Source organism: Paraconexibacter sp., assembly GCF_041602235.1.
Classification (GTDB): Bacteria; Actinomycetota; Thermoleophilia; order Solirubrobacterales; family Solirubrobacteraceae; genus Paraconexibacter.
Map to the genome: position 1 here is coordinate 1 of NZ_JBFIGP010000380.1, position 2,918 is coordinate 2,918.

A 2,918-nucleotide genomic window follows, 5' to 3' on the forward strand; every position below is an offset into this window, starting at 1 on the left:
GAACAAGTGCGACCCGTGCAGCTATCCGTAGCGCCCCCACGATTGGCTGAATGGTACGCCTTCCGGCGGCGCGGTGCCGCAGGTTGTCCTGCCCCCGGATAGGCCGGCCTGGACTCGAACCAGGATCTGACGGATTATGAGTCCGCTGCTCTGACCATTGAGCTACCGGCCCAACCGCCGCGCACCGTACCGCGTCCCGCCGTCAGCGCACCTTCGCGACCGCGCGCTCGAGCTCACCGACGGAGAAGGCGCCCTCGAAGCGCTCGCGCACGATCCCCTGCCGATCGATCACGAAGGTCCACGGCTCGGTCGGCAGCCGGTAGGCGGCGACCTGGGAGCGGAACCCCTTCGACAGGTCGTTGTCGCGGTATATCTCCATGTGGATGAACCGCACGTCGCGCCCGTAGCGGTCCTGGACCTCGGCGGCGACGTCGACGACCGGGCCACACACCCGGCTCTGGCACAGCTGCGGTGTCGCGAACACCAGCACGACCGGGTCCTTCCCGAGGACCTCGGCCAGGTCGTGCTGATGCAGGCTCTTGAGCGGCGGGACCCGCGTGTCGATGGACTCGAGGTCACCCCCCACGCTCTGCACCGTCGGGGTGTGGACCCGGGGTGCGGGATCCCCGACCTCCGGCGGCCCGCTGCCCTTGCGGCCGACCTTGACCCCGGACGGACCGGTCCGGACGAGACGCCCGTCCAGGCGCGCCACGGCGGTCAGTGCCCACGCGCCCGCCGACGGGAAGTCCACATCGGCGACGTAGACGTTATTGGTGGTGTCAGGATCCTGCGCGGTCTGCCGGCTCTGGAACTGCGGTCCCACCTTCAGCGACTCGGAGCGCGCGACGAACGGGCCGCGCAGTCCGCTGCCGTCGCTGCGGGAGAGGTAGAGCGCGACCTTCGCTCCGCGCAACTGCTTGCGGGCCGTGTCGAACAGGCCGAAGCCGTAGCGGTTGCGGCCGGGGTCCAGCACCGTGACGCTCGGGGACAGGATCGGGCCCTCCGGCATCTGGTCCTCGAGATCCGCCAGCGACCGGCCCTCGGGCCGCGGGAAGTCCTGCGGGGCACCGGTCGCGGCGGGCGCCGCCTGCGGAGCCGTCTCCTCCTGCGCGCCACCGCACGCTGACAGTCCGGCGACGACCACAGCGATCGCTGCGGCCGTGGCGGAGCGGCGCGCTACGCGTGGGGCGGGGAACATCGTGGTGATCCTACGTACGTCTGATTGACTGCGCGCCGACAGGTTCCGTGCTGCGGCGCGGTCACCAACGAAGAGGGAGAACGCACATGGCGCAGCGCGCCGCGATCGTGACGGGTGCCTCCAGCGGCATCGGTCTCGCGATCGCTCACATGTTGGGTGAAGAGGGCTTTTCGATCACCGTCGCCGCCCGGCGGCCGGAGAAGCTCACGGCAGCGGCCGACGAGCTGCGGGCCAAGGGCTACGACGTGACGGAGTACGCCGGCAACCTCGGCGACGAGGACACGATCAACGCGGTGACCGCACAGCACGAGCAGACCTACGGGCGCCTGGACGTGCTCGTCAACAACGCGGGGATCGGCATGGGCGAACCGGCCGATCAGCTGACGACCAAGAAGGTGGACATCCAGCTCAACACCAACCTCCGCGCCATCTTCCTCTTCTACCGCGCCTGCCTGCCGATGCTCCGCAAGGCCGGCGAGGAGCACCGCAACGCGCTCGTGGTCAACACGTCGTCGATCTCCGGGAAGTCCGGCGAAGCGTGGCTCAGCGTGTACTCCGCCACCAAGCACGGCGTCGTGGGCTTCACGCAGGCGATGAACAAGGAGCTGGCCGGCGCGGGCATCAAGAACTGCGCGCTGTGCCCGGGGTTCGTCGACACGCCGATGACCGACTTCGTCAAGGAGCACGTGCCGGCCGAGACGATGATCACCCCGCAGGACATCGCGGAGGCGGTCCGCTACCTGCTGCGGACCTCCCCGGGCTGCGTGGTGCCCGAGATCCAGTTCCTGCAGCCGGGCGGCGGGGCGCTGCCCGGCAACCTCGGCTAGACGAGCTCGAGCTCGCGAGCGCGGCGCTCCGCGAGGGCGTCGCGCTCCGCCTCGACGGCGGCGAGGGCGGCCTCGTAGTCGTCGAGCCGCCGGAACGGGCGCAGCCAGCTCCAGCCGGCGCGACCGCCGAGCTCGTCACCGCGGTACGGATCGCCGGGACGCATCCGCTGGCGCGTGCGCTCCTGCTCGGCCCGCTCGTCGGGACGCGCGGCCAGCAGATCGCGGTGCTCGCGGATCGCCGCCTGCAGATCGACGCTCTCGTCCGCGAGGAGGCTCGCCTCCAGGTGGCTGCGCAGGATCGCGAGCTCACGGGTCGTCGCGCGACGGGCCCGCTTGCTGGCGGCGAAGCGATCCCAGGCGCGGGCGAACGAGATGAAGTTCGTGCGGCCACCGTGGCGGTGGGCGGCGAGCATCGGGCACACGCCCCCGTCGGCATCCGTGTAGGCCCCGACGATGATGTCGTTGGCGTTGATCCCCTCGAGCATGGCCACGCGCGTGCGCGACGGCAGGCAGTCGATGGCGAGGCGGAGGTTGTCGATGGGCGTGTGGCGGCGTCGTGACATAAGGTTTCGCCCCTCCCGAGGGCGCCGGGCCACGGTAGCAACGGCCATCGGACCAGTCCACGGATCTCCTTCCCGCTGAAAGGAAAGTTGCATGAAGCTCGGAGTCCACATCGGGTACTGGGGCCTCGGCCTCACCCGCGAAGACCAGCTCGAGATCGTCCAGGAGGCCGAGCGCCTCGGGTACGACTCCGTCTGGACCGCCGAGGCCTACGGGTCCGACGCAGCGACGATCCTCGGCTGGATCGCCGGGCAGACCTCGAAGATCCGCATCGGCTCGGCGATCTTCCAGATCCCCGGCCGGACCGCGGCCATGACCGCGATGACCGCCGC

4 protein-coding genes and 1 tRNA gene are annotated in these 2,918 nt (G+C 70.4%); 2 read left to right on the forward strand and 3 right to left on the reverse strand.

What is annotated here, in order from left to right:
• Nucleotides 1–99: 99 nt before the first annotated feature.
• Nucleotides 100–172: transfer RNA gene (locus tag ABYE80_RS19225), tRNA-Ile, on the reverse strand.
• 30 nt (nucleotides 173–202) lie between these two features.
• Complete coding sequence (locus ABYE80_RS19230) at nucleotides 203–1,198, reverse strand: peroxiredoxin family protein (protein WP_372791924.1); 996 nt, start codon at nucleotides 1,196–1,198, stop codon at nucleotides 203–205.
• 86 nt (nucleotides 1,199–1,284) lie between these two features.
• Here ABYE80_RS19230 and ABYE80_RS19235 point away from each other — a divergent pair, with 86 nt between their 5' ends.
• The gene (locus tag ABYE80_RS19235; protein WP_372791925.1) at nucleotides 1,285–2,025 is read left to right on the forward strand and encodes an SDR family NAD(P)-dependent oxidoreductase; all 741 of its coding nucleotides are present in this window, start codon (nucleotides 1,285–1,287) and stop codon (nucleotides 2,023–2,025) included.
• Here the strand turns inward: ABYE80_RS19235 and ABYE80_RS19240 are convergent.
• On the reverse strand, nucleotides 2,022–2,588 hold the full coding sequence (locus ABYE80_RS19240; protein ID WP_372791926.1) for a hypothetical protein: 567 nt from the start codon (nucleotides 2,586–2,588) through the stop codon (nucleotides 2,022–2,024). The two genes, ABYE80_RS19235 and ABYE80_RS19240, sit on opposite strands and share 4 nt — an antisense overlap.
• A 91-nt stretch (nucleotides 2,589–2,679) precedes the next feature.
• Here ABYE80_RS19240 and ABYE80_RS19245 point away from each other — a divergent pair.
• On the forward strand, nucleotides 2,680–2,918 hold a 239-nt coding region (locus tag ABYE80_RS19245), incomplete at its 3' end, for an LLM class flavin-dependent oxidoreductase (protein WP_372791927.1).